General features: G+C 60.0%; 4 protein-coding genes. All 4 read left to right on the top strand.

Annotation, left to right across the window (positions count from 1 at the left end):
* The coding region (locus WA989_RS11880) for a hypothetical protein (protein WP_424340706.1) at positions 1–309 on the top strand (309 nt) is incomplete at its 5' end.
* 44 nt (positions 310–353) lie between these two features.
* Positions 354–1,136, top strand: a complete 783-nt coding sequence (locus WA989_RS11875) for an ion transporter (protein WP_424340705.1) — start codon at positions 354–356, stop codon at positions 1,134–1,136.
* The gene (locus WA989_RS11870; RefSeq protein ID WP_424340704.1) at positions 1,133–2,998 is read left to right on the top strand and encodes a feruloyl-CoA synthase; all 1,866 of its coding nucleotides are present in this window, start codon (positions 1,133–1,135) and stop codon (positions 2,996–2,998) included. The genes WA989_RS11875 and WA989_RS11870 overlap by 4 nt, the downstream gene beginning before the upstream one ends.
* 59 nt (positions 2,999–3,057) lie before the next feature.
* A partial coding sequence (locus WA989_RS11865; protein ID WP_424340707.1) for a thiamine pyrophosphate-binding protein occupies positions 3,058–3,524 on the top strand: 467 nt, incomplete at its 3' end.

Below are 3,524 nucleotides of genomic sequence, written 5' to 3'. Positions count from 1 at the left end.
GTATGTGGCAATACGGACGTGTTCGGGGGTGGGCCAGTCCAGTGGCCCGTGATCAGGCGCGCAGCAGAGGGAGGCGAAATGTCCAGGCAAGTTACAGTCGGCACTGTCGTTGAATTCTACAAATCGTCTACAAACCGCCGGTTGTCATCGGCCAAGATGTCGACCGTGCCGCGCATCGGTGAAATCGTATCTATCGAGAGCCGCGGCGTCGCCATGAAAGTGGAGGACGTGATCTGGGACGCAGAAAGGGATGTGGCACGTCTCTATCTGGCGCCGGACCGCGACCGGCTGGACAGAAGCCGCGACTGAGTTGCTGATTGATCTTGAGCCGGTGACATGTGACACCGCTTTTCATGAGCAATCGTACCGGGCTGAACCGCCAACTCTTCTGGCTTTACAAGGGGAATGGAACCGGGCCGTACATTTTCCGGTGGGCGCTGCTCATCTTCGATCTGGTGACGATCGGCTATTTCCTCTGGGCCCCGTTCGATACGCGTGAGCGGGGGCATTACACGATCGACTATGTGATCGGCGCTGTGATCCTGCTCGATCTGCTGGCCCGTTTGTACATCGCCAGGCACAAGCACCGGTTCTTCCTCAAATGGATCAACTGGGCCGATATCGTTGTCGTGCTAACCATGTTCGCACCGCTCCTTGTATCAAATTTCGCCTTTCTCAGAATTCTGCGGGCTGTGAGGGCTGTGCGCGCCTTCACCTTCATCAAGCGCGTCAAGGGACTGACGCCTTTCTTCCAGCGCTATGAACGCATTATCGACAAGGTGACCAATCTGGTCGTGTTCGTGTTCGTCATGTCGGCGATTACCTATGCGACACAGGTGGGCAACAATCCCGATATCCATAGCTATAGCGATGCCGTCTATTTTACCGTGACCGTGCTCACCACGACTGGCTTTGGCGATATCCTAATGACGGACGACTTCGGCCGCTGGCTTGCCGTCATCACGATGGTGCTCGGCCTGTCGCTATTCTTCCAGCTCCTGCGGGCCGTCGTCGAGCCGGACAATAAGGTCGATTGCGAATGTGAGACTTGCGGGCTGATGCGGCATGACAGGGACGCGGTTCACTGCAAGCATTGTGGATCGGCGATGCATATCAAGACAGAAGGCGTTCAATGAGCTCCGACATTCCCTTCCGCGAAATCCCTTACCTGCCTCAGAGGTTGGAGGTGGAGCGCCGCGATGACGGATCTATCCTTCTTCGCAATGGCCAACCGCTCCGGTCCTATCCGCCTCATATGCTTGCGCCGATTGTCTATTGGGCCTCGGCCCGGCCAGATCAGGTCTGGCTTGCGCAGCGCGATCCTGACGAGCCGTCCAGGCCCGGATGGACGACGATTACCTATGGCGAAGGGCTCAAGCGTATTCGCGCGTTGGCGCAGGGGTTCCTCAATGCAGGAGCCGGAAAGGACAGGCCGGTGATGATCCTGTCCCGGAACGCCATCGAGAACGCGCTTGTCATGTATGCCGCGATGTGGGCCGGTAGCCCCGTCGTGCCGGTAACGCCAGCCTATGCGACGCTCAGCCAGGACTTTGCACGCCTGAATTATATCGACCAGCTGACAGAGCCGGCGATGCTCTATGTCGAGGATGGCGAAGAGTATCAGCGCGGCCTTGATGGCATGGAAGTGGGCGACCGGCTGGTGCTCTATCGCAAGAATGCGCCGAGCGGCGTGCGCGCCACGTCGCTGGACGAGGTCGCAGCAGAGCCGAGCAGCGCCGTTGATCTCGCCTATGATCGGATTGGCTCTGAGAGCATTGCGAAATACATGCTGACCTCCGGCTCCACGGGTGAACCGAAGGCGGTGATCAACACGCATGGCAATATCGCGTCCATGGTGAAGAAAATCCGGTCCGTATGGGATGTCGAGCGGCTGGAGGAGATGTCTGACGGCCCGCAGGTGATGATCTCTTTCCTGCCCTGGAGCCACACCTATGGCGCCAATTCCATCCTGCATTCGATGACGGACTGGGGCGGCACGCTCTATATTGACTGGGGCGCGCCGACGCCTGCCCGCCTGCCTGAAATGCTACGTAACCTCAAAGCGATTGCCCCGACCCAGCACACAACCGTGCCTGCCGCCTGGGCGGCGATTGCAACGGAGCTTGAGCAGGAAAAGGCGCTCGCGGAGAAATTCTTCTCGCGCATCATGGTCATGGCCTATGGCGGCGCCTCGATGGGGCAGGACATTTATGAACGGATCCAGAAAGTTGCCGTCGACGTGACAGGCGAGCGCATCAGTCTCTCGGCTGGCTATGGCGCGACGGAGACGTCGCCGACCATTTCCAATGTTCACTGGCCAAGCGACACGATGGGGCTGCTGGGCCTGCCTCTGCCGGGCGCGGAGATGAAGATGGTGCCCGTGGGCGAGAAGATGGAGCTGCGCGTGCGCGGCCCGGGGGTTACGCAGGGCTATCTGAAAAACCCGGAAAAGACCGCTGAGGCCTTCGACGAAGAGGGCTTCTACAAGCTCGGTGACGCGGTGAAGTTCAAGAACCCGGACGACCCGAATGAAGGCCTCGCCTTCGACGGGCGGATCGCTGAGGAGTTCAAGCTCGCCAATGGCACCTGGGTGTCTGCGGGCACGGTGCGTGTGAAGGCCGTTGAGGCGGTCGATGGCGCGCTGTCGGACGTGGTGGTCTGCGGGCTCAATCAGGACGAGATTGCGCTGCTCGGCTTCCTCAATGAAGGCTGGTGCCGGCGCCAGACGGGCCGCAATGTCGGCCTTGATGAGCTTGCGTGCGATGAGCAGGTGCGCTCTGCCGTGCAGGATGGCCTGAACGCGTACAATCAGAAGCATCCGAATGCGGCGGCGCGGGTCTCACGCATCCTGCTCCAGAAGGACATGCCCAAGGCCGACGCCGGTGAGATCACCGAGAAGGGCTACATCAATCAGGGCCGGGTGCAGAGCCTGCGCGAGACGGACGTGAAGCGGCTCTATTCAAAGCCCTTCGACAAAGAGATTATTGAGATCAGATAAGCGCGCCCGACCGGGTGCAGACAGGGAGAAACAGAATGGCCGATAGCGAAACCACGACGATGACGGGCGCCGATGCGCTGGTTGCAACGCTGGCGGACAATGGCGTTGACGCCTGTTTCGCCAATCCGGGCACATCGGAAATGCACCTCGTCACGGCGCTCGACCGGGAGACGCGGATAAATTCGGTGCTCTGCCTGTTCGAGGGTGTGGCGACCGGCGCGGCGGATGGCTATGCGCGGATCGCGGGCAAGCCAGCCATGACGCTGCTGCACCTCGGCGCGGGCTATCTCAATGGCGGCGCAAACATTCACAATGCCAAGCGCGCGCATACGCCGATGATTAATGTGATTGGCGACCACGCCGTTGACCATCGCAAATATGATGCGCCGCTTAATTCGGATATTATCGGGCTTGCAGGCCCGAACTCGGTGTGGATCAAGTCTGCCGACAGCGTGAAGACGACAGGCAAACTTGCGGCGGAAGCCTTCTCGGCGAGCTTCGGGCCGGTATCGGGACCGGTCTCGCT

The organism is Henriciella sp. (assembly GCF_049649345.1).
Classification (GTDB): domain Bacteria; phylum Pseudomonadota; class Alphaproteobacteria; order Caulobacterales; family Hyphomonadaceae; genus Henriciella.
This window is presented reverse-complemented; position numbering and strand designations above follow the sequence as displayed.

What these genes read in the sequence shown, in the direction of transcription:
- WA989_RS11875 (WP_424340705.1), top strand. Translation starts at nt 354, where the DNA reads ATGAGCAATCGTACCGGGCTGAACCGCCAACTCTTCTGGCTTTACAAG.
- WA989_RS11870 (WP_424340704.1), top strand. Translation starts at nt 1,133, where the DNA reads ATGAGCTCCGACATTCCCTTCCGCGAAATCCCTTACCTGCCTCAGAGG.